Raw genomic sequence first — 19,439 nt, 5'->3', positions numbered from 1 at the left:
CACGAAGAGGGCACGCCATGAGAATCCATGGCAGTAAGCAACACGTAATGGAGAAGACAAACATGAATGCAGCGACCCTTGACCGCCCATGGCTCAAAGCCTATCCGCCGGGCGTTCCTACCGATATCGACGCGTCCCAGTACCCGTCGCTGGTCGCATTGATGGAGGAAAGCTTCAAGAAACACGGCAGCCGCGTCGCCTACAGCTTCATGGGCAAGGACGTGACCTTCGGCCAGACCGACAGCCTGTCGCTCGCCTTCGGCGCCTACCTGCAAAGCCTGGGCCTGGCCAAGGGTGACCGCATTGCCATCATGATGCCCAACGTGCCGCAGTATCCGGTGGCCGTGGCCGCCATCCTGCGCGCCGGCTATGTGGTGGTCAATGTGAACCCGCTGTACACGCCGCGCGAACTGGAGCATCAGCTCAAAGACTCCGGTTCGAAGGCGATTGTCATCATCGAAAACTTCGCCAACACGCTCGAGCAGTGCATTGCCGCCACGCCCGTCAAGCACGTGGTGTTGTGCGCCATGGGCGACCAGCTGGGCATGCTCAAGGGCGCACTCGTCAACTATGTGGTGCGCAACGTCAAGAAGATGGTGCCGGCCTTCAACTTGCCCGGTGCCGTGCGTTTTAACGACGCTGTGGCGCAGGGCACGCGCCTGACGCTCAAGCGGCCCGACATCAAACCCGACGATGTGGCCGTGCTGCAATACACCGGCGGCACCACCGGTGTCTCCAAGGGCGCCGTGCTGCTGCACCGCAACGTGATCGCCAATGTGCTGCAGTCCGAAGCCTGGAACAGCCCGGCCATGGCGGCCCTGCCGGCCGGCGAGCAGCTCACGTATGTCTGCGCGCTGCCGCTGTATCACATCTTCGCGTTCACCGTGAACATGATGCTGGGTATGCGCACCGGCAGCAAAAACATCCTGATCCCCAATCCGAGGGACCTGCCCGCCGTGCTCAAGGAGCTCTCCAAGCACAAGATCAACAGCTTCCCCGCGGTCAACACGCTCTTCAACGGCCTGGCCAACCACCCCGACTTCAACACGGTCGACTGGTCGCACCTGAAGATTTCGCTGGGCGGCGGCATGGCGGTCACGAGTTCGGTCGCCAAGCTGTGGCTTGAAAAAACCGGCTGCCCGGTCTGCGAAGGCTATGGCCTGTCGGAGACCTCGCCGTCTGCCAGCTGCAATCCGACCAACAGCAAGGCCTTTACCGGCACCATCGGCGTGCCGATCCCCGGCACCTGGTTCAAGCTGCTTGACGATGACGGCAACGAAGTGCCGCAAGGCCAGCCCGGCGAGATCGCCATCAAAGGCCCGCAGGTCATGGCCGGCTACTGGCAGCGCCCGGATGAAACCGCCAAGGTCATGACACCCGACGGCTACTTCAAATCAGGCGACATCGGCGTGGTCGATGAAAACGGCTTCTTCAAGATTGTCGACCGCAAGAAAGACATGATTCTGGTGAGCGGCTTCAACGTCTACCCGAACGAGATCGAAGACGTGGTCTCCAAGCTCGACGGTGTGATGGAATGCGCCTGTGTGGGCGTTGCCGACGAAAAATCCGGCGAAGCTGTGAAGCTGGTCATTGTCAAAAAGAACCCCGACCTGACAGAAGCCCAGGTGCGCGAATATTGCAAAACCAACCTGACCGGCTATAAACAGCCCAAGGTGGTGGAGTTCCGCACCGACCTGCCCAAGACGCCGGTCGGCAAGATACTGCGCCGCGAACTGCGCGACAAGAAATAAACGGCAAGTTTCAGAGCTCGCCGCGCTTGCGCGGCAGGTTTTCTAGAGGGCAGCGCAAGCTGCCCTTTTTTCTGCGTTCCCGGTGTTGAAAGCGCAGGCAAAATCAGGCCATGACTTCCGTTGACACCTTCCCCCGCGCACCCACCGCCATCCTCAGCGCCCTTGCTGAAGAGCAGTCCGGCCTGATTGACCTGCTGGAAAACGCGCGGCAGGTGAAGCACGCTGGCCGCGAGTTCTGGCTTGGTGCCCTGCACGGGCACCCGGTCGCGCTGGTACTCGCGCGCATCGGCAAGGTGGCGGCAACCACCACGGCGGTGGCGCTGATCGAGCACTTCAAGGTCGGCCGAATTGTTTTCACCGGTGTGGCCGGCGGGCTGGGCGAAAGCGTGAATGTAGGCGATGTGGTGGTGGCCGACAGTTTTGTGCAGCATGACATGGACGCCTCACCGCTGTTTCCCCGGTATGAGGTGCCGCTGTATGGCAAGACGGTTTTTGAAAGCAACGCGGCTTTGACGGCGTTATTGCACACGGCGGCGCTGGCTGCCGGTACGGTGCCGGCGTATCCGTCTGCGCGCGTCCACCGCGGGCTGATGATCAGCGGCGACCGTTTTGTCTGCGGTGCGCAGGAAGCCGACGGTATCCGTGCAGCGCTGATTGCAGCAGGCCACACGCCGCTGGCGGTCGAGATGGAGGGCGCCGCCGTGGCGCAGGTCTGCCATGACTACGGCGTGGCGTTTGCGTCGGTGAGAACGATTTCCGACCGCGCCGACGACACCGCGCACGTGGACTTTCCGGCATTTGTGGCGGAAGTGGCCAGCGTCTACGCGCGCGCCATTGTTGAAAAGTTGCTGCCGACGATTTCCGCCTGAGCGATTGCTATCTATTTAATAGCTGCTCGCGCTCGTCTTTATTGGGTTACAGGCCGATTTGATGCAAAATTCAGCGCCCAAAACGATCCAGAACGCGGCAGCCGACCTTATTGCAGCCAACCACGCTTCCTGAAGTACCACATGGGCACCACCGCGCTGGCAATCATCAGTCCCAGTGCATATGGGTAGCCATATGCCCATTCCAGTTCGGGGAAGTAGCCCTTGAAGTTCATGCCGTACACGCTGGCGATCAGCGTGGGCGGCAGCAGGGCGACGCTGGCCACCGAGAAGATCTTGATGATCTTGTTCTGGTTGATGTTGATAAAGCCGACCGTGGCGTCCATCAGGAAGTTGATCTTGTCAAAGAGAAACGCGGTGTGCGAATCAAGCGAGTCGATGTCGCGCAGAATCTGCCGCGCTTCCTCGAACTGCTCGGCATTGAGCATCTTGCTGCGCATCATGAAGCTGACGGCGCGGCGTGTGTCCATCATGTTGCGGCGGATGCGGCCGTTCAGGTCTTCGTGGCGGGCAATGGCGCCCAGCACTTCACCGGCCAGGGCATCGGTCACGTCGCCCGACAACACCTGCGCGCTGACTTTTTCGAGTTCGACATAAACGCCTTCCAGGGTGTCGGCGGAATATTCGGCGTCGGCATCAAACAGCTTGAGCAGCACCTCCTTGGCATCCTCGATCAGCCCCGGGGCGCGGCGCGCGCGCATCCGCAGCAGGCGAAACACCGGCACGTCCTCGTCGTGGATGGAAAACAGCACACCCTTGCTCTTGAGGTCGTCGTTGACCAGATTCAGGATGAATGCCACCCGCACGGTGCGCGGCTCTTCGTCGTCGGCAATCAGGAAGTCGGAGCGGATGTGCAGCTCGCCGTTGTCTTCCTCGTAGAAGCGCGCGGACTCTTCAATGTCCTCGTCCATCGCGTCTTCCGGAATGGACAACCCGTAGTACTGCTTGATCCAGCGTTTTTCTTCGAGGGTGGGAGACTCCAGATCCACCCAGATGGGCTGGAATTTGGAGAGTTCTTCCAGGGATTCGATTTCTTCCTGGAAAAGCCGGCCGTTGGCCAGCGTGAAAATATTGAGCATGACTGACTGCCTATCGGTTCAGGGGCCGGCACAAGGCGAACGCTCAGGCCTTGCGCGAAAGCGCGGTAAAAGGGCGGTGGGATATGGCATCGCTTTCAACCCCCTTTTCAACGTGAGCCTTTGCAAGCCTGGCGTCAGTCTGCGGTGTTGAAAGCTAGCAACTAGGGCTGCTTTCCAAGGATTTCTCCGTAATGAATAAGCGGCGATTATGGCATTTCACACCTGGTTTATCCACCGCTTGCGCTACATAAAAAACTCGATGAGCTCGTTCTTCCGCGCGTAAGCGTCCTGTTCGCCCAGCGCCATCAGCGCCTTGACAAACCCCGGCTCGAAAAGCAGGTAGCTGGCCAGTGCTGCGCCTCCCGGACTGCCTTTGGCGCCCAGCGCACCCAGGCCGGCCAGCGCGTTGTAGGTCCCCCGCGGTAATTCGCCGGCGTGGGCTTGCGCCAGCGCGTCGAGCGACTGCGACGGAGCAATCGCCAGCACGTCAACGGGCCGGTAGGGCATGACAGCCGCGATTTCGCGCGGCATCTGCCGCACGGTTTTGCTCACGCGCTGAGCCTGCTCCACGTCGGCCTGCAGCGTGTCCTGAAACACACTGGCCATGGCATGGCCGGCAATGGCGCCCAGCGTGGGCCGGCCGCTCACGTTCGGCCCGTTGCTGCCGACGAAACCGGCGCGTTCGGGTTGCCCCACGCCGATCACCAGCACCTTGCTGGCCCCAAGGTGCAGGGCGGGTGAGAGCGGGGAGCTCTGGCGCATGGAACCATCGCCAAAGAACTCGCGGTGGCCGTCCACCCAGAGCGGCGTGGAGGGAAACAGGAAGGGGATGGCGCTGGAAGCCATCAGGTGTTCGATGGTGACGGGCTGGAAGTCTGCACGCCGCCCTGGCCGGCTCCAGAGATCGGCGTGGCGGCTGGCGGCCATCTGGCAAAACGTCCAGTGCACGCCGCTGCTGTAGCTGGAGGCCGTGATGGCCAGCGCGTGAAGGGTTTTATCCTGCAGCGCCTGCTCGATATGGCCCAGCGAAATGGCATGGTGCAAGGTGTCGACCAGCGGTGTGTTGTCCAGCAGGGATTGTTGCGCCCGCACCTGCTGCGACAAAAACAGCGCCGCCGCAATGCGGCTTGAGCGGATCCACGCGGGAACCTTGAGCTGGTAAACCTGCGATGAGCGCAATGTGGTCCAGAAATTGGCCAATCGGCCGAACGCCTGCAAGCCTTCACCCGCATGGCTTGCCAGGAAGGCCGCGTTCAACGCACCGGCTGACGTGCCCACCAGGATTTTGAACGGGAATTTCGGGTCGGCCGCACCGCCCTGCACGCTGAGCATGGTTGACAGGGCGTGAAGCACTCCCGCCTGGTAGGCCGTGCGTGCGCCGCCGCCCATGAGGACAAGGGCATTTTGCGCCTCGTCAGGGCGGGTTAACGCAGAAGAAATGATGGTCTCAAGCGACATGGCCGGGCCGGGTATGCGGCGGACGTGGTGAAAGCGGGCGGGGCATGAGCTTGATCGGCTGGTGTTATGGTTTTTTCGCCATGGGGTGCTGTTTCAGTCTTTGCCATTGCCTCATTGATGGGCCGGGCCGGCTGCGGGCAATTGTGTCAGCATGATGCCGCCGCGAAAGACTTCCTGCAAGTCCGCTGGCTTGGTCGCTACACGGCTTGACTTGGTAAAAAGCCAGAAAAATCAAAGGCCTTCAGGCGCTGCCAGGGCGGCACGCCAGCACGCAGCGCATGCAGTGAAATGGGGTCAAGGGGTTTTTCATAAGGTTTCATTATTTATTGCGGCGCAAGGTTGCAATTGCGGGGCATCGGGCGCATAGTGAATCCAAGAGAGTGTCCCCGTCCGCTGCCCCGCCCGCCAGGGCCCGGCAGTGTTTTCAACCCAGCTCCAACCTTGGAAAAAGGAGTCTCTTTATGAACTTGACGATCAGCGGCCACCATCTTGAAGTTACCCCCGCGCTACGCGGTTATGTGACAAGCAAGCTGGATCGGATTACCCGGCATTTCGACCAGGTAGTAGACGTAAAAGTCCTGTTGACAGTGGACAACATGAAAGAAAAGGAAAGACGCCAGCGGGCCGAATGCAATGTGCATGTCAAGGGCCGCGACCTGTTTGCCGAGAGCTCCCACGCTGATCTTTACGCCGCAGTTGATGAATTGACAGACAAGCTGGACCGTCAGGTTGGGCGTTACAAAACCAGAACCCAGGATCACCACCACGTTGCTGCCAAGCGCCAGGCCTGAGGGTCTTTTCGGGCTGTCCCTTTTTAGAGTGCGCGGCTTCTCCTCGAAGGGCCGCATTCACCGGTGGCGTGCAGACGGAAAAACCTGCATTGCACGTTTTCTGTCGCGGCGAATTTGCAGGGCATCTGCAGGCGCGCCAAACCAGACGCCGAAGCCGCTTGTGGCGCCAAGCGGCTTTTTAATGCCTTTTTTGCGGTCAACCCGCTGCAAAGTGCATAATTCGGCGACTAAAAGATTGTTATGAACCGTCTTTCGCAAATTTTGCCCCCCTCCCAGGTTCTGGTCAGCGTTGAAGCAACCAGCAAGAAACGCGCTTTCGAGGAAGCCGGTCTGCTGTTTGAGAACCAACATGGCCTGAACCGCGCATTGATCACGGACAGCCTGTTCGCCCGCGAACGCCTGGGCTCCACCGGGCTTGGCCATGGCGTGGCGATTCCGCACGGCCGGATCAAGGGCCTCAAGGCCCCCATGGCGGCCGTTTTTCTGTTGCAGGCGCCTATTGGCTTCGATGCGCCGGACGAACAGGCCGTGGCACTGCTGATTTTTCTGCTGGTTCCTGAGGCAGCCACTCAAAAGCACCTCGAAATTCTTTCGGAAATTGCCGAATTGCTCAGCGACAGCTCCCTGCGCGAGCAACTCAAGACCAGCACCGATGCCGCTGCGCTGCACAACCTGATTGCTTCCTGGCACTCCGTCCACGAAGTCAGTTCCTAGATGTGGTGTTGCACGGTTGCACGCTGTCCGGCCCGGCAGGGTCTTGAACAGGAAAAGTACAAGGCCGCATGAAGCCCACCGTTGTCAGCGCTGACGTTTTATTTGAAGACCACCGCGCCGCCCTGAAATGGGAATGGGTTGCCGGCCTCGGGGCCTCCGAGCGGCGTTTTGACGAAGTTGCCGTGCGGGCTGCACGCTCCGGTGCTGACCTGGTCGGCTACCTCAACTACATTCATCCCTACCGCGTGCAGATCCTGGGCGAACGCGAGGTTGCTTACCTCACGAATGCCAGCCCTGAGGACTGCGCCCGGCGCATTTCCCGCATCATCACGCTGGAGCCGCCGGTGCTGATCGTCGCCGACGGCCAGACTGCGCCGGACACGCTGCTGTCCATGTGCGAACGCGCCCAGTTGCCGATGTTCGCCACACCCGAATCGGCGGCTTTCGTGATTGACGTGCTCAGGGCCTATCTGTCCAAGCATTTTGCCGACCGTACTTCCATGCATGGCGTGTTCATGGACATCCTGGGCCTGGGGGTCATGATCACCGGTGAATCCGGCCTGGGCAAAAGCGAACTGGGGCTGGAACTGATTTCGCGCGGACACGGCCTGGTGGCCGACGATGCGGTAGACCTGTACCGGATCAACCAGACCACGATTGAAGGACGCTGCCCGGAACTGCTGCAGAACCTGCTGGAAGTACGCGGCATCGGCCTGCTCGACATCAAGGCCATTTTTGGCGAGACGGCGGTGCGCCGCAAGATGCGCCTGAAAATGATCGTGCACCTGGTGCGCCGCGAGACGCTGGAGCGCGATTACGAACGCATTCCGTACGAACCGCTGACGCAGGACGTGCTGGGCATCCCGGTGCGCAAGGTCATCATCCAGGTGGAAGCCGGCCGCAATATCGCCGTGCTGGTCGAGGCCGCCGTGCGCAATGCGATCCTGCAGCTGCGCGGCATCAATACCTACCAGGATTTCGTGGAGCGGCACCGCCGCGCCATGGAACAGGACGACTAGAAGGCGCGAATAAACCTACTGCGCAACCCGATCTTGCACCTGCGGTCCTCGCCGTACGCAAGTACGGCTCCGGTCCTCGATGCAACCTCGGGCTGCTCGCTACGGTTTCTTCACACCTTCTACGCCGCAGTTTTTATTTGCTATCGAATCAATAGCTGCTTGCGCGCGTCAATAAAGGGCTGTGGGCCTTTTTGATTTGAATTCAGGCGTGATGATGCCGTACCGGCGCGCCGTTGCGGTTGGGGCACTTGTCCTTGGTGCAGTTGGCGTAGATCGACAGTGAATGATCGGCAATGGTGAAGCCCTTGGCTTTGGCGACGGCATTCTGGCGTTTTTCGATCTCGGCGTCGTAGAACTCCTCGACCTTGCCGCAATCGAGGCAGACCAGGTGGTCGTGGTGCTGGCCTTCGTTGATCTCATAGACCGCTTTGCCCGATTCGAAATTGCTGCGGTTCAGCAGTCCGGCCTGCTCGAACTGGGTCAGTACCCGGTAGACCGTGGCCAGGCCAATGTCCGAGCGGTCTTCCAGCAGCACCCGGAACACATCTTCGGCTGTCATGTGGCGCTGTTTACCCGCCTGGAAGATCTCCAGGATTTTCAGGCGTGGCAGGGTTGCCTTGAGGCCGGTGTTTTTCAGTTCGTCGATGTTGCTCATGGGAAAACTCTCTGGGTGAAACCGCTGTGTAAAGCGGTGGTGCGACCCTTCTGGGCAGGTGCCGGCCGGGGGCCCCCAGCCGCTACAATGAACGATCATATCGCTACACCCCCTCACTATGTCAGCCATGCCTGCAAATCATCGTTACAGCGCCAAAACCGCTTTCCTGCTCCTGGCCTGCACGGTGCTGGCGTCCTGCAGCAGCCTGAGCAATATGAGCAGCAGTTCGATCAACCCGGTCAACTGGGTCACGCCCTACAAGGTGGACGTCATTCAGGGCAATTTTGTTTCCAGGGAGCAAGTTGAGCTGCTTCGCCCCGGAATGACGCGTGAACAGGTCAAGGCCATCATGGGAACGCCCCTGATGGCCAGCCTGTTTCATGGCGACCGCTGGGACTACGTCTTTACGCTGAAGCGCCAGGGCGTGGAGCCCCAGTCGTACAAATACACCGTGTTTTTCAAGGGTGACCAGCTGGAGCGCTTTGAAGGCGACGCCATGCCGAGCGAAACCGAATTCATTGCCAAACTGGGCAACCGACGCAAACTGGGCGATGTGCCCGTGCTGGAAGCCACCGAAGAGCAGCTCACCAAGGCTTCCACAAAGGTCAAAGCCATTCCGGCAGCGGCCACTTCGGCGCCCACCAGTGCACCGGCGGGCTCTCCGTCTGCCTCCTATCCGCCGCTCGAAAGCCCGAAACAGTGAGCGGGGCCGGCTCAATCCAGGCGACCCAGGCCAGACGGCACCGGGTCGCGGTAGCGGGCGCCAGCGGCCGCATGGGCCAGATGCTGATTGAGGCCGTCGGCGCCAGTGCCGACTGCCAGCTGACCGGTGCGCTCGATGTGGCTTCCAGTCCCGCCATCGGCAGCGATGCCGCCGCGTTTTCGGGACGCATGAGCGGCGTCCTGATCAATGCCGATCTTCGGCAGGGCCTGAAAGATTCCGGCGTACTGATCGATTTCACGCGTCCCGAAGGCACGCTGGCCCATCTGGCGGCTTGCCGCGAGCTGGGCGTCAAGCTGGTCATCGGTACCACCGGATTTTCCGACGCGCAGAAAGCCGAGATAGCTGCTGCGGCCAAAGACATCGCCATCGTCATGGCTCCGAACATGAGCGTAGGCGTCAACGTCACGCTCAAGCTGCTCGAGATGGCGGCTCAGGCCCTGTCTACCGGCTATGACATCGAAATCGTCGAGGCGCATCACCGCCACAAGGTAGATGCGCCGTCCGGCACCGCACTCAAGATGGGTGAAGTGATTGCCGGTGCGCTGGGCCGCGATCTCAGGGATTGCGCCGTGTATGCCCGCGAAGGCGTGACGGGCGAGCGCGACCCGTCGACCATCGGTTTTGCGGCCGTGCGCGGCGGCGACGTGGTGGGTGATCACACCGTGATGTTTTTGGGCACCGGCGAGCGTATCGAAATTTCCCACAAGTCATCCAGCAGGGCCAACTATGCCCAGGGCAGCTTGCGTGCCGCGCGCTTCCTCGATTCGCACGCCAGCGGTCTTTTTGACATGTTTGACGTGCTGGGCCTGAAAAAATGAATGCGGTGCCGGCCACGGCAGTTTCGGAGGCTTTAACCTGATGGACTTCTTCAGCCTGATGACCCAGGGCGGCATCGTCAGCCAGCTGGTGGCGGCCTTGCTGTTGGCCATGTCGGTCGCGAGTTGGGTCGTGATCCTGTGGAAGGCCTGGCTGCTTCAGCGTGCCGCCAAAGACGTGGCACGCAGCACCGCTGCTTTCTGGCAGTCGACCTCTGTAGAACAAGCCCGGGAGAAAGTTGCCGCCTTCGACCGCGAGGCGCTGGTGTTGCCTCTCATTGTTGCCACGGACATCCAGGCCGGCGGTACGCTGGCGTCGGCGGGCGACAAGTCCCAGCAACTCACCCGCGTGTTGCGCGACGCCCTTCATGACATCCTGGACAAGCTGCAGTTCGGCCAGGTGCTGCTGGCTACCGTCGGTTCTACCGCACCCTTTGTGGGGCTGCTGGGTACGGTCTGGGGCATTTATCACGCGCTTGTCGGCATCGCTTCAGCCGGCCAGATCACCATCGACAAAGTCTCCGGCCCCGTCGGCGAAGCGCTCATCATGACGGCGGCAGGCCTGGCGGTAGCGATTCCGGCCGTGCTGGCGTACAACATTTTCGGCCGTCGCGTCGGCCGTATCGAGGCCGACCTCGAAGGCTTTGCACGCGATTTGCGCGAGTTACTCGCACATAAGGGCTAGCTAATGGCTTTCGGCCGCCTCGAACGTACCCAGGGCCCGCAGCCCATGAGTGACATCAACGTCACGCCGCTGGTCGACGTGATGCTGGTGCTGGTGGTCATTTTCATCATTACAGCTCCGCTGCTGGCCAGCACCATCCGGCTCGATTTGCCGAAAACCGAGGCGGCCAAGCCGGCAGATGTGCCGAAATTCGTCACCCTGGTGGTCGACAGGGCCGGCCAGGCTTTCCTGAATGACAAGCCCCTGGGCCTGGATGAGCTGGCCCGCCGGTTGGCGGAAACTGCCGGCCAGAATCCCGACACCGAAGTGCAGTTGCGCGCCGATGAAGCCGTGCCTTACGGGAAAGTCGTGGAAGTCATGGGCGTGGCGCAAAAAGCCGGGCTCAACCGCATCGGCTTTGTGGCAGCCCCGCATGGCGGGGCCACGCGCCTTTCACGGCCTCCATTTTGTTATCCCGTTTTCGCCTTCCCGGTTCTCCATGCAAGACAAATACAACCACCTCGACGTTGAGCGCGACGCTCAAGCCCACTGGACCGCTGCCGACGCTTACCGCGTGACGGAAGACGCCAGCCGCAAGAAATACTACGCCTGCTCCATGCTGCCCTACCCCAGCGGCAAGCTGCACATGGGCCATGTGCGCAACTACACCATCAACGACATGCTCACGCGCCACCTGCGCATGAAGGGCTACAACGTGTTGATGCCCATGGGCTGGGACGCCTTCGGCTTGCCGGCCGAAAATGCCGCCATGAAAAACGGCGTGCCGCCGGCGAAGTGGACCTACGACAACATCGCCTACATGAAAAAGCAGATGCAGGCGATGGGGCTGGCCATCGACTGGAGCCGCGAAGTGGCCACCTGCGATGCGAGCTACTACAAGTGGAACCAGTGGCTCTTTTTGAAGATGCTCGAAAAAGGCATTGCCTACCGCAAGACCCAGGTCGTGAACTGGGACCCGGTCGACCAGACTGTGCTGGCCAATGAGCAGGTGATTGACGGCAAGGGCTGGCGCACCGGCGCCGTGGTGGAAAAGCGCGAGATCCCCGGCTACTACCTCAAGATCACCCAATACGCTGACGAACTGCTTGATAGCGTCAGCCACAAGCTGCCCGGCTGGCCCGAGCGCGTCAAGCTGATGCAGGAAAACTGGATCGGCAAGAGCGAAGGCGTGCGCTTTGCCTTTACGCACGACATCCAGGATGCCGCCGGCAAGCTGATCGGCGATGGAAAGATGTACGTCTTCACCACGCGTGCCGACACCATCATGGGCGTGACCTTCTGCGCCGTGGCGCCTGAGCATCCGCTGGCGCAGCACGCCGCCGCAGCCAATCCCAAAATTGCCGCTTTCATTGAAGAATGCAAGGCCGGCGGCACGACCGAAGCCGAGCTCGCCACGCAGGAGAAAAAAGGCGTGCCCACGGCCCTCTTCGTCACCCATCCGCTCACCGGCGACAAGGTCGAAGTCTGGGTCGGCAACTACGTGCTCATGAGCTACGGTGACGGCGCCGTGATGGGCGTGCCCGCGCATGACGAACGCGATTTTGAGTTCGCCAAAAAATACAAGCTGCCGATCAAGCAAGTGGTCGACGTCAAGGGCCAGACCTACAGCCTGGATGCCTGGGCCGACTGGTACGGCGACAAGCAGCAGGGGGTCACCATCAATTCGGGCAAATACGACGGCCTGGGCTGCAAGGCCGCAGTCGATGCCGTGGCCGCCGATCTGGCGGCCAAGGGACTGGGCGAGAAAAAAACCACCTGGCGCCTGCGCGATTGGGGCGTGAGCCGCCAGCGCTATTGGGGCACCCCCATCCCCATCATCCATTGCGAGGAGCACGGCGCGGTGCCGGTGCCTGAAAAAGACCTGCCCGTGGTGCTGCCGCAAGACTGCGTGCCCGACGGATCAGGCAACCCGCTGCACAAGCACGCGGGCTTTCATGCCGGTGTGGTCTGCCCTGTCTGCGGCAAACCCGGCCGCCGCGAGACCGACACCATGGACACCTTTGTCGATTCGTCCTGGTACTTCATGCGCTACTGCGACCCGAAGAACGGCGACAAGATGGTGGCCGAAGGCGCCAACTACTGGATGCCGATGGACCAGTACATCGGCGGCATCGAGCACGCCATCCTGCATTTGCTTTACGCCCGCTTCTGGACCAAGGTGATGCGTGACCTGGGCCTGGTGAAGGTCGACGAGCCTTTCACCAAGCTGCTCACGCAAGGCATGGTGCTCAACGAGGCCTTCTCGCGCGTGACCACCGGCAAGCAGTATTTCTGGGCGCATGAGCTCGATATCGTGCGCGACGAGCACGCCAGGGTGATCTCCGCCACTTCCAAGGCCGACGGCTTGCCCGTGCCTTACGAGGGCTGGACCACGATGTCCAAGTCCAAGAACAACGGCGTCGACCCGCAGGACCTGATCGAAAAGTACGGCGCGGACACCGCCCGGCTCTACACCATGTTCACTGCGCCGCCCGACACCACGCTGGAGTGGAACGATGCGGCGCTCGAGGGCTCCTACCGCTTCCTGCGCCGTGTCTGGAATTTCGGTGTCAAGCTTCATGCTATGAATTCAGGAGCTGGTGGCGCACAGTCATCGGGCGCTACAGCCTCATTTGACAAGGAAACCAAGGCGCTTCGCCTGGAGATCCACACCGTACTGAAGCAGATCGACTACGACTACCAGCGCATGCAATACAACACCGTGGTGTCGGGCAACATGAAATTGCTCAACGCGATGGAAGACTTTAAGGGCGCCTCGTCGGCCGGTGCCACTGCGGCGCTGCACGAAGGCTTTGGCATCCTGCTGCGCTGCCTGTACCCGGCCACGCCGCACCTGGCGCATGCGCTCTGGTCGCAGTTGGGCTACGCTGCGCAGCACGGCGGGCTGCTCGACGCCCCATGGCCTGAAGTGGACGCCAGCGCCCTGCAGCAGGATGAGATCGAGCTGGTGCTCCAGGTCAACGGCAAGCTGCGCGGCTCCGTCACTGTTCCCGCCGGCGCCGACAAGGCCACCATCGAGGCCGCCGCGCTGGCGTCGGAGGCTTTCACCAAACAGGCTGCGGGTGCGCCCGCCAAGAAGGTGATCGTGGTGCCAGGCCGGCTGGTCAACATCGTCATTTAGGTCATTGAGACCGCTTCAAAAAAACACACAGAAAGCAAGCCATGCAGCGTCGCGCATTCCTCACACTGTCGGCCTCAGCCGCCGCACTGACCTTGAGCGGATGCGGCTTCGCACTGCGCAAGGCGCCCACCTTTGCCTTCACTACGCTTTATTCGGGCTTGGCCGAGACTTCGCCGCTGGGGGTGGAACTCAGGCGCTCACTGCAGGCGACGCGCAAAGTGGAGGTGATCACCGAGGCCCGCAGGATCAATGAGGCGCAAGTCATCCTCGATGCACTGGGCGATCAGCGCGAAAAAGTTATCCTGAGCCGCAATGCCTCGGGCCAGGTGCGCGAGTTTCAGCTGCGCCTGCGCTTTCGCTTCAAGCTGCGTACCCTGGCGGGCAAGGAACTCATCCCCGACACTGAAATCATGCAGCAGCGCGACATCAGCTTCAATGAGTCGGCGGTATTGGCAAAGGAGGCCGAAGAAGCCCTGCTGTACCGCGATATGCAAAGCGATGTCGTCCAGCAGATCATGCGCCGCCTGGCGGCGGTGACGGAACTCTGAAGCCCCTAGCCCATCAGGCCCGCATCAGTGTGCTTTTGCCGAACAGGCTCTCGATGAGGTCCACGGCCACCTCGGCCGTGCCGTTGCGCACGTCCAGTGCCGGGTTCAGCTCCATCACATCAAGCGAGCCGAGCAAACCGGTGTCGGCAATCATCTCCATGCACAGCTGCGCCTCCCGGTAAGTAGGGCCGCCCTTGATGGCGGTGTCTACACCCGGTGCGATCGACGGGTCGAGGAAGTCCACGTCAAAGCTCACATGCAGGTGGGTGTTGGCGTCCATGCCCGAGAGCGCTTTTTCCATGGCGTGTCGCATGCCCATCTCGTCGATGTAGCGCATGTCGAACACCTCCAGGCCCTCTTGCCGCACAAAGCGCTTTTCGCCCTCGTCCACGCTGCGGATGCCGATTTGCCGAATCGCCTTGGGGCTCATGGCGGGCACCGTGCCGCCGATGCTGGTGAGCTCGGCCGGGCCGTGGCCGCACAGCACAGCCACGGGCATGCCGTGCACATTGCCGGTGGGCGTGAGGGTGTTGGTGTTGAAGTCGGTGTGGGCGTCCAGCCAGAGCACGCGCAGCGTTTTGCCGGTGTTACGGCAGTGGCGCGCCACGGCGCTGATCGAGCCAATCCCAAGGCAGTGGTCGCCGCCCAGAAGAATAGGAAGGTGGCCGGCTGCCAGGCTCTGGTACATCGCCTCATGCACCGACTTGTTCCAGGCGACCACCTCGTCCAGATGCCGGTAGCCCTCGTCGGGCGGCAGCCAGGGGTTGGTGGGGCCGGCGAGGTTGCCGGTGTCGACCACCTCCAGGCCCCGGCCGTGTAGCGCTTCGCGGATGCCCGCCACGCGCAAGGCTTCAGGGCCCATGGACGCGCCGCGGCTGCCCGCGCCGATGTCGGTGGGAGCGCCAATCAGTGCTACGGAAGTGGTCATCAACGGGCCATTTCAGGAATAGAGGAATTACGCGGCGCCTTGGCGGCCGGCGCTGCAGCCGGAGCGAGCAGGCCAAACAGGTCTTTGGGATTGTCCAGGTGCGGCACCAGGTCGATCTGGCGGCGATTGGCTTCGTCTGCCAGTTGCAGCTTGTGCAGATAGCGCAGCGCCGAATAGTCTTCCAGCGCGAAACCGACCGAATCAAAAATCGTGACTTCTGCGGGCGATGCACGCCCTTTGGCCGTGCCCTTGAGCACGTCGGCAAATTCCGCCACCTTGAAGTCTTCCGGCATTTGCTGGATCTCGCCTTCGATGCGCGACTGCGGCTCGAACTCAACCACCACGCGCGCGTCCTTGCGCAGCAGGATGTCGGCATGCAGCTCGGTCTTGCCGGGGCAGTCGCCGCCCACGGCATTCAGGTGCATGCCGGGTTGGATCATCCCGGGCGTCAGGATGACGGCGTTGCGTTTGTCGGCGGTGATGGTGGTCACGATGTCGGCTCCTTGCACGGCGTGGTCCGCAGACTGGCAAATCGTCACGCTGAGACCCTGCAGCCCCATCGCATGCAGGTTACGGGCCAGTTTATCGCTGGCTGCCGCGTCAATGTCAAACAGGCGCATCTCGCGTATGCCCAGCATGTGGTGAAAGGCGATCGCCTGGAATTCGCTTTGTGCGCCGTTGCCGATGATGGCCATGACGCGGCTGTCAGGGCGGGCCATCCACTTGGCGGCCAGCGCCGACATAGCCGCCGTGCGCAGCGCGGTGGTGATGGTGAGCTCTGACAGCAGCAGCGGGTAGCCGGTGTCCACATCGGCCAGCACGCCGAAGGCGGTTACCGTCAGCAAACCCAGCTCGGTGTTTTTCGGGTGGCCGTTGACGTACTTGAAGGAGTACTGGTGGCCGTCGCTGGTGGGCATGAGTTCGATCACGCCGTCGGGCGAGTGGATGGCGTGGCGCGCCGACTTGTCAAAGTCGTTCCAGCGCCGGTAGTCATGCTCGATCTCGCCGGCCAGGCCCTCGATAAAGGCTGCAGCGCCGCGCTGGCGGACGATTTTCTGAATGCTTTCAATGCCAATGTAGTCAACCATGTGGGGCTCCCGGTCTTATGTTGATTTCCATTGTCCGCAGCCGCTGCGCCAAAGAAAAGTCAGTAAGTTGATCAAATTAATGACTTGTTTGAGCAAATAGCCAACTTTAGTTGGCGTTTCGACAATAAAATCGCTTGATGGACGACACCGACCGCCAATTGCTTTCCCTGCTGCGCGACGACGCCCGGGCTTCGGTGGCCTCTATCGCTAAGGTTTTGCGCGTCTCGCGCGGCACGGTGCAAAACCGCCTGGCCCGGCTGGAGGCCGACGGCACCATCACCGGCTACACCGTGCGCCTGAAGCCCCAGGCCGAGGGCCACCGCATACGCGCCTTCATGACAGTGGCGGTCGAAGGCAACCGCACGGACGCGGTGCTGGCCGCCCTGCGCGGCGACCCGGCCGTGAGCGCACTGCACACCACCAACGGTCGCTGGGACATGGTGGCCGAGCTGCAGGCCGACACCCTGGAAGCCTTTGACCGTGTGCTGAGCCGCATCCGCCTGCTCGAAGGCATTGCCAACACCGAGACCAGCCTGCTACTGTCGACCACCAAGCTTTAAACTCCCCTCATGAATCTGGCCCCCGCCCAACTCCAGGAACACCTCAAGCGCGGTTTGAAAAGCCTGTACACCCTGCACGGCGACGAGCCGCTGCTGGTGCAGGAGTTTGCCGACGCGCTGCGCGGTGCGGCGCGCGAACAGGGCTATACCGAGCGCACGGTGCACACCGTGGCCGGCGCGCATTTCGACTGGAGCGAGGTGCTGGCCAGCGGCGGTTCGCTCAGCCTTTTCGCCGACAAGCAGATCGTCGAGATCCGCATCCCCAGCGGCAAGCCTGGAAAAGACGGCTCCGTCGCGTTGCAGCAAATCGCCGAACGCGCACAGGGCGACGACTCCACCCTCACCCTGGTCATGCTGCCGCGGCTGGACAGCATGACGGCCAAGGGCGCGTGGTTCGGCGCGCTCGAAAGCTTCGGCGTCACCGTCAAATTCGATCCGATAGACCGGCGCAGCCTGCCGCAGTGGATTGCCCAGCGCCTGCAACAGCAGGGCCAGCGCGTGGCCGCCGGTGAAGAAGGGCAGCGCACGCTGCAGTTCTTTGCCGATCGGGTGGAAGGCAACCTGCTGGCCGCGCACCAGGAAATCCAGAAGCTGGGACTGCTGTACCCGGCCCAATCCGGCGGCAGCGACGGCGTTCTCACTTTCGATCAGGTTGAAAACGCCGTGCTCAACGTGGCGCGCTACGACGTCTTCAAACTTTCTGAAGCCGTGCTGGGCGGCCAGTCGGTGCGCGTGGCACGCATGCTCGACGGCCTGCAGTCCGAAGGCGAGTCCGAGGTACTGGTGCACTGGGCGCTGGCCGAAGACATCCGCAGCATGAAACGCGTGAAAGATGCGATTAGCGCCGGCCGCCCCATGCCCATGGCGCTGCGCGAAAACCGCGTCTGGGGCATCAAGGAAAAGTTGTTTGAACGCGTGCTGCCACAGATCGGTGACACCACTTTGTCCAATCTGTTGCACGCCGCGCACAAGGTTGACGGCATCGTTAAAGGCCTCAAGCAGCCCGACTGGCCGGCCGACGGCTGGCAGGCGTTGCACCGGCTGGCCGGTATGGTGTGTGAGCAATGCGCCATGCAGGGGCAGGGCCGTCCCAGGCAGGCATAGTCCCCCGCGCACCGGGCCCGCGTCAGAGGCCTAAAATGGTGTGATGAACGCGCCTGACTCCCACAAAGCCCTTTCTTCGTCCAGCGACCTCGCCAGCGATGTCCCTCGACTGATGGAAGCGCTTGGGTCCAAGGCAAAAGTGGCTTCAGCCCAGATGGCACGGGCGCAAGCAGCTATCAAAAACAGAGCGCTTGTGAATCTGGCCGCCTTGCTGCGCCAGAATGTGGCTGCGCTGGAAACCGCCAACCAGCGTGATATTGAGCGCGCCACGGCTTCAGGTCTGGCCGGGCCCATGCTGGACCGACTCAAACTCAGCCCCAAAATCATCGAGACCGTAGCCGTTGGCTGCGAGCAGCTCGCCGTGATGCCCGACGTCATTGGCGACATCATTGGGATGAAAGAGCAGCCCAGCGGCATCCGCGTGGGGCAGATGCGCGTGCCCATCGGCGTGTTCGGCATGATTTACGAGAGCCGGCCCAACGTGACGATTGAAGCCGCGTCGCTGGCGATCAAGAGTGGCAATGCCTGCATCCTGCGCGGCGGCTCGGAAGCGATTGAATCGAACAAGGCACTGGCTGCGCTGGTGCAGCAGGCGCTGACCGACGCCAGCCTGCCTGCTGACGCGGTGCAACTGGTGCCCACCACCGACCGCGAAGCCGTGGGCCATTTGATCGCCATGCCGCAGTATGTGGACGTGATCATCCCGCGCGGCGGCAAAGGTTTGATCGAGCGCATCAGCCGCGACGCCAAGGTGCCGGTCATCAAGCACCTGGACGGCAACTGCCATGTGTATGTCGACGACCCTTGCGACATCGACATGGCGGTGAAAGTGGCCGACAACGCCAAAACCCAAAAATACAGCCCCTGCAATGCCAGCGAAGGTTTGCTGGTCGCGCGCGGCGTGGCGGCGCAGTTTCTGCCCAAAATCGGCGCCATCTACGCCGCCAAAGGCGTTGAAATGCGCTGCGATGCCGAATCGCAGGCCATTCTGGCTAGCGTTAAAGGCGCCAACCTCAAGGCTGCCACCGAGCAGGACTGGTACGAGGAGTACCTCGCGCCCATCATCAGCATCAAGGTGGTGGCGGGCATTGATGAAGCAATCGCCCACATCAACCAGTACTCCAGCCACCACACCGACGCCATTCTCACGCGCGACCACATCAATGCCCAGCGCTTTCTGCGCGAGGTGGATTCAGCCAGCGTCATGGTGAATGCGAGCACCCGCTTCGCCGATGGATTCGAGTTTGGGCTGGGCGCCGAAATCGGCATCAGCACCGACAAGTTCCACGCGCGTGGACCGGTCGGGATTGAGGGGCTGACGTCCCTCAAATATGTGGTGCTGGGCCAGGGCGAAGTCCGTACCTGAAGCCATGCCGGGCTGAGAAGTCGGCCCACGGATTTTTGGATGGCTTGCGTTGGCGTTACCCCTTGTAACCCCCGTAGTTTGTCCCAATCTCCCTAAAATTCGGTCAGATATAACCGAAGCAAATAACAGATTCCCTCATCGAAAGT

General features: G+C 61.7%; 21 protein-coding genes. 14 read left to right on the top strand and 7 right to left on the bottom strand.

What is annotated here, in order from left to right; translation table 11 throughout:
* Positions 1 to 62 precede the first annotated feature (62 nt).
* Both AC1D1J_RS19010 and AC1D1J_RS19005 read left to right on the top strand, forming a co-directional pair.
* On the top strand, positions 63 to 1,751 hold the full coding sequence (locus AC1D1J_RS19010) for a long-chain-fatty-acid--CoA ligase (RefSeq protein ID WP_477695555.1): 1,689 nt from the start codon (positions 63 to 65) through the stop codon (positions 1,749 to 1,751).
* Between the two features lie 110 nt (positions 1,752 to 1,861).
* On the top strand, positions 1,862 to 2,620 hold the full coding sequence (locus tag AC1D1J_RS19005; protein WP_477695554.1) for a 5'-methylthioadenosine/adenosylhomocysteine nucleosidase: 759 nt from the start codon (positions 1,862 to 1,864) through the stop codon (positions 2,618 to 2,620).
* Between the two features lie 107 nt (positions 2,621 to 2,727).
* On the opposite strand, the gene corA is transcribed toward AC1D1J_RS19005, so the two are convergent.
* The 3 genes from corA to AC1D1J_RS18990 all read right to left on the bottom strand — a co-directional run bounded on the left by corA (position 2,728) and on the right by AC1D1J_RS18990 (position 5,495).
* Positions 2,728 to 3,717: a magnesium/cobalt transporter CorA gene (gene corA, locus AC1D1J_RS19000; protein ID WP_457281498.1), complete on the bottom strand. Its 990-nt coding sequence runs from the start codon at positions 3,715 to 3,717 to the stop codon at positions 2,728 to 2,730.
* A gap of 243 nt (positions 3,718 to 3,960) precedes the next feature.
* Positions 3,961 to 5,175, bottom strand: coding sequence for a patatin-like phospholipase family protein (locus AC1D1J_RS18995; RefSeq protein ID WP_477687044.1), 1,215 nt, complete (start codon positions 5,173 to 5,175; stop codon positions 3,961 to 3,963).
* Between the two features lie 197 nt (positions 5,176 to 5,372).
* The gene (locus AC1D1J_RS18990) at positions 5,373 to 5,495 is read right to left on the bottom strand and encodes a hypothetical protein (RefSeq protein ID WP_477687045.1); all 123 of its coding nucleotides are present in this window, start codon (positions 5,493 to 5,495) and stop codon (positions 5,373 to 5,375) included.
* A 141-nt stretch (positions 5,496 to 5,636) separates the two neighbouring features.
* Here AC1D1J_RS18990 and hpf point away from each other — a divergent pair, with 141 nt between their 5' ends.
* Positions 5,637 to 5,966: a ribosome hibernation-promoting factor, HPF/YfiA family gene (hpf, locus tag AC1D1J_RS18985; RefSeq protein ID WP_007872838.1), complete on the top strand. Its 330-nt coding sequence runs from the start codon at positions 5,637 to 5,639 to the stop codon at positions 5,964 to 5,966.
* 57 nt (positions 5,967 to 6,023) lie between these two features.
* Here hpf and AC1D1J_RS18980 read toward each other — a convergent pair whose 3' ends face one another.
* On the bottom strand, positions 6,024 to 6,317 hold the full coding sequence (locus AC1D1J_RS18980; protein WP_477687168.1) for a hypothetical protein: 294 nt from the start codon (positions 6,315 to 6,317) through the stop codon (positions 6,024 to 6,026).
* Between AC1D1J_RS18980 and AC1D1J_RS18975 the strand changes: the two genes are divergently transcribed.
* Both AC1D1J_RS18975 and hprK read left to right on the top strand, forming a co-directional pair.
* Positions 6,207 to 6,680 (top strand): PTS sugar transporter subunit IIA, encoded by a 474-nt coding sequence (locus AC1D1J_RS18975; protein ID WP_457281496.1) that lies wholly within the window; start codon positions 6,207 to 6,209, stop codon positions 6,678 to 6,680. The genes AC1D1J_RS18980 and AC1D1J_RS18975 overlap by 111 nt on opposite strands.
* 68 nt (positions 6,681 to 6,748) lie before the next feature.
* Entirely contained in the window at positions 6,749 to 7,699 is a 951-nt protein-coding gene (gene hprK, locus AC1D1J_RS18970) for an HPr(Ser) kinase/phosphatase (protein ID WP_457281495.1), read from the top strand.
* A 202-nt stretch (positions 7,700 to 7,901) separates the two neighbouring features.
* Here hprK and fur read toward each other — a convergent pair whose 3' ends face one another.
* Positions 7,902 to 8,354: a ferric iron uptake transcriptional regulator gene (gene fur, locus AC1D1J_RS18965; RefSeq protein WP_457281494.1), complete on the bottom strand. Its 453-nt coding sequence runs from the start codon at positions 8,352 to 8,354 to the stop codon at positions 7,902 to 7,904.
* Positions 8,355 to 8,481: 127 nt separating this feature from the next.
* Between fur and AC1D1J_RS18960 the strand changes: the two genes are divergently transcribed.
* Genes AC1D1J_RS18960 through AC1D1J_RS18935 form a run of 6 tightly spaced genes read left to right on the top strand, consistent with a single transcriptional unit; the run spans position 8,482 to position 14,247 of the window.
* On the top strand, positions 8,482 to 9,057 hold the full coding sequence (locus AC1D1J_RS18960) for an outer membrane protein assembly factor BamE (protein ID WP_477695634.1): 576 nt from the start codon (positions 8,482 to 8,484) through the stop codon (positions 9,055 to 9,057).
* A complete protein-coding gene (dapB, locus tag AC1D1J_RS18955; protein ID WP_477695553.1) occupies positions 9,054 to 9,896 on the top strand; it encodes a 4-hydroxy-tetrahydrodipicolinate reductase in 843 nt (280 codons plus the stop codon). Before AC1D1J_RS18960 ends, dapB begins: the two co-directional genes overlap by 4 nt.
* A gap of 40 nt (positions 9,897 to 9,936) precedes the next feature.
* The gene (locus AC1D1J_RS18950) at positions 9,937 to 10,578 is read left to right on the top strand and encodes a MotA/TolQ/ExbB proton channel family protein (protein ID WP_477668775.1); all 642 of its coding nucleotides are present in this window, start codon (positions 9,937 to 9,939) and stop codon (positions 10,576 to 10,578) included.
* Positions 10,579 to 10,581: 3 nt separating this feature from the next.
* The gene (locus AC1D1J_RS18945) at positions 10,582 to 11,088 is read left to right on the top strand and encodes an ExbD/TolR family protein (protein ID WP_477695552.1); all 507 of its coding nucleotides are present in this window, start codon (positions 10,582 to 10,584) and stop codon (positions 11,086 to 11,088) included.
* Positions 11,057 to 13,699 carry a leucine--tRNA ligase gene (gene leuS / locus AC1D1J_RS18940; protein ID WP_477695551.1) on the top strand — a complete coding sequence of 881 codons (2,643 nt, stop codon included), beginning with the start codon at positions 11,057 to 11,059 and terminating at the stop codon, positions 13,697 to 13,699. Before AC1D1J_RS18945 ends, leuS begins: the two co-directional genes overlap by 32 nt.
* Positions 13,700 to 13,740: 41 nt before the next feature.
* A complete protein-coding gene (locus tag AC1D1J_RS18935) occupies positions 13,741 to 14,247 on the top strand; it encodes an LPS-assembly lipoprotein LptE (RefSeq protein WP_477687050.1) in 507 nt (168 codons plus the stop codon).
* A gap of 13 nt (positions 14,248 to 14,260) precedes the next feature.
* Here AC1D1J_RS18935 and rocF read toward each other — a convergent pair whose 3' ends face one another.
* Entirely contained in the window at positions 14,261 to 15,175 is a 915-nt protein-coding gene (rocF, locus tag AC1D1J_RS18930) for an arginase (RefSeq protein WP_477687051.1), read from the bottom strand.
* Positions 15,175 to 16,263: an ornithine cyclodeaminase gene (locus AC1D1J_RS18925; RefSeq protein WP_477687052.1), complete on the bottom strand. Its 1,089-nt coding sequence runs from the start codon at positions 16,261 to 16,263 to the stop codon at positions 15,175 to 15,177. Before AC1D1J_RS18925 ends, rocF begins: the two co-directional genes overlap by 1 nt.
* 137 nt (positions 16,264 to 16,400) lie before the next feature.
* Between AC1D1J_RS18925 and AC1D1J_RS18920 the strand changes: the two genes are divergently transcribed.
* The 3 genes from AC1D1J_RS18920 to AC1D1J_RS18910 are packed head-to-tail and all read left to right on the top strand — an operon-like array spanning position 16,401 to position 19,293.
* Positions 16,401 to 16,823, top strand: coding sequence for an Lrp/AsnC family transcriptional regulator (locus AC1D1J_RS18920; RefSeq protein WP_477695550.1), 423 nt, complete (start codon positions 16,401 to 16,403; stop codon positions 16,821 to 16,823).
* Positions 16,824 to 16,832: 9 nt separating this feature from the next.
* On the top strand, positions 16,833 to 17,927 hold the full coding sequence (gene holA, locus AC1D1J_RS18915; RefSeq protein WP_477687053.1) for a DNA polymerase III subunit delta: 1,095 nt from the start codon (positions 16,833 to 16,835) through the stop codon (positions 17,925 to 17,927).
* 43 nt (positions 17,928 to 17,970) lie between these two features.
* Positions 17,971 to 19,293, top strand: a complete 1,323-nt coding sequence (locus AC1D1J_RS18910) for a glutamate-5-semialdehyde dehydrogenase (RefSeq protein ID WP_477695549.1) — start codon at positions 17,971 to 17,973, stop codon at positions 19,291 to 19,293.
* The last annotated feature ends 146 nt before the right edge of the window (positions 19,294 to 19,439 follow it).

Source organism: Polaromonas sp. P1_F8, assembly GCF_056405635.1.
The sequence above is the reverse complement of the archived record's forward strand: the minus strand, read 5'-3'. Positions and strand labels throughout refer to the sequence as shown.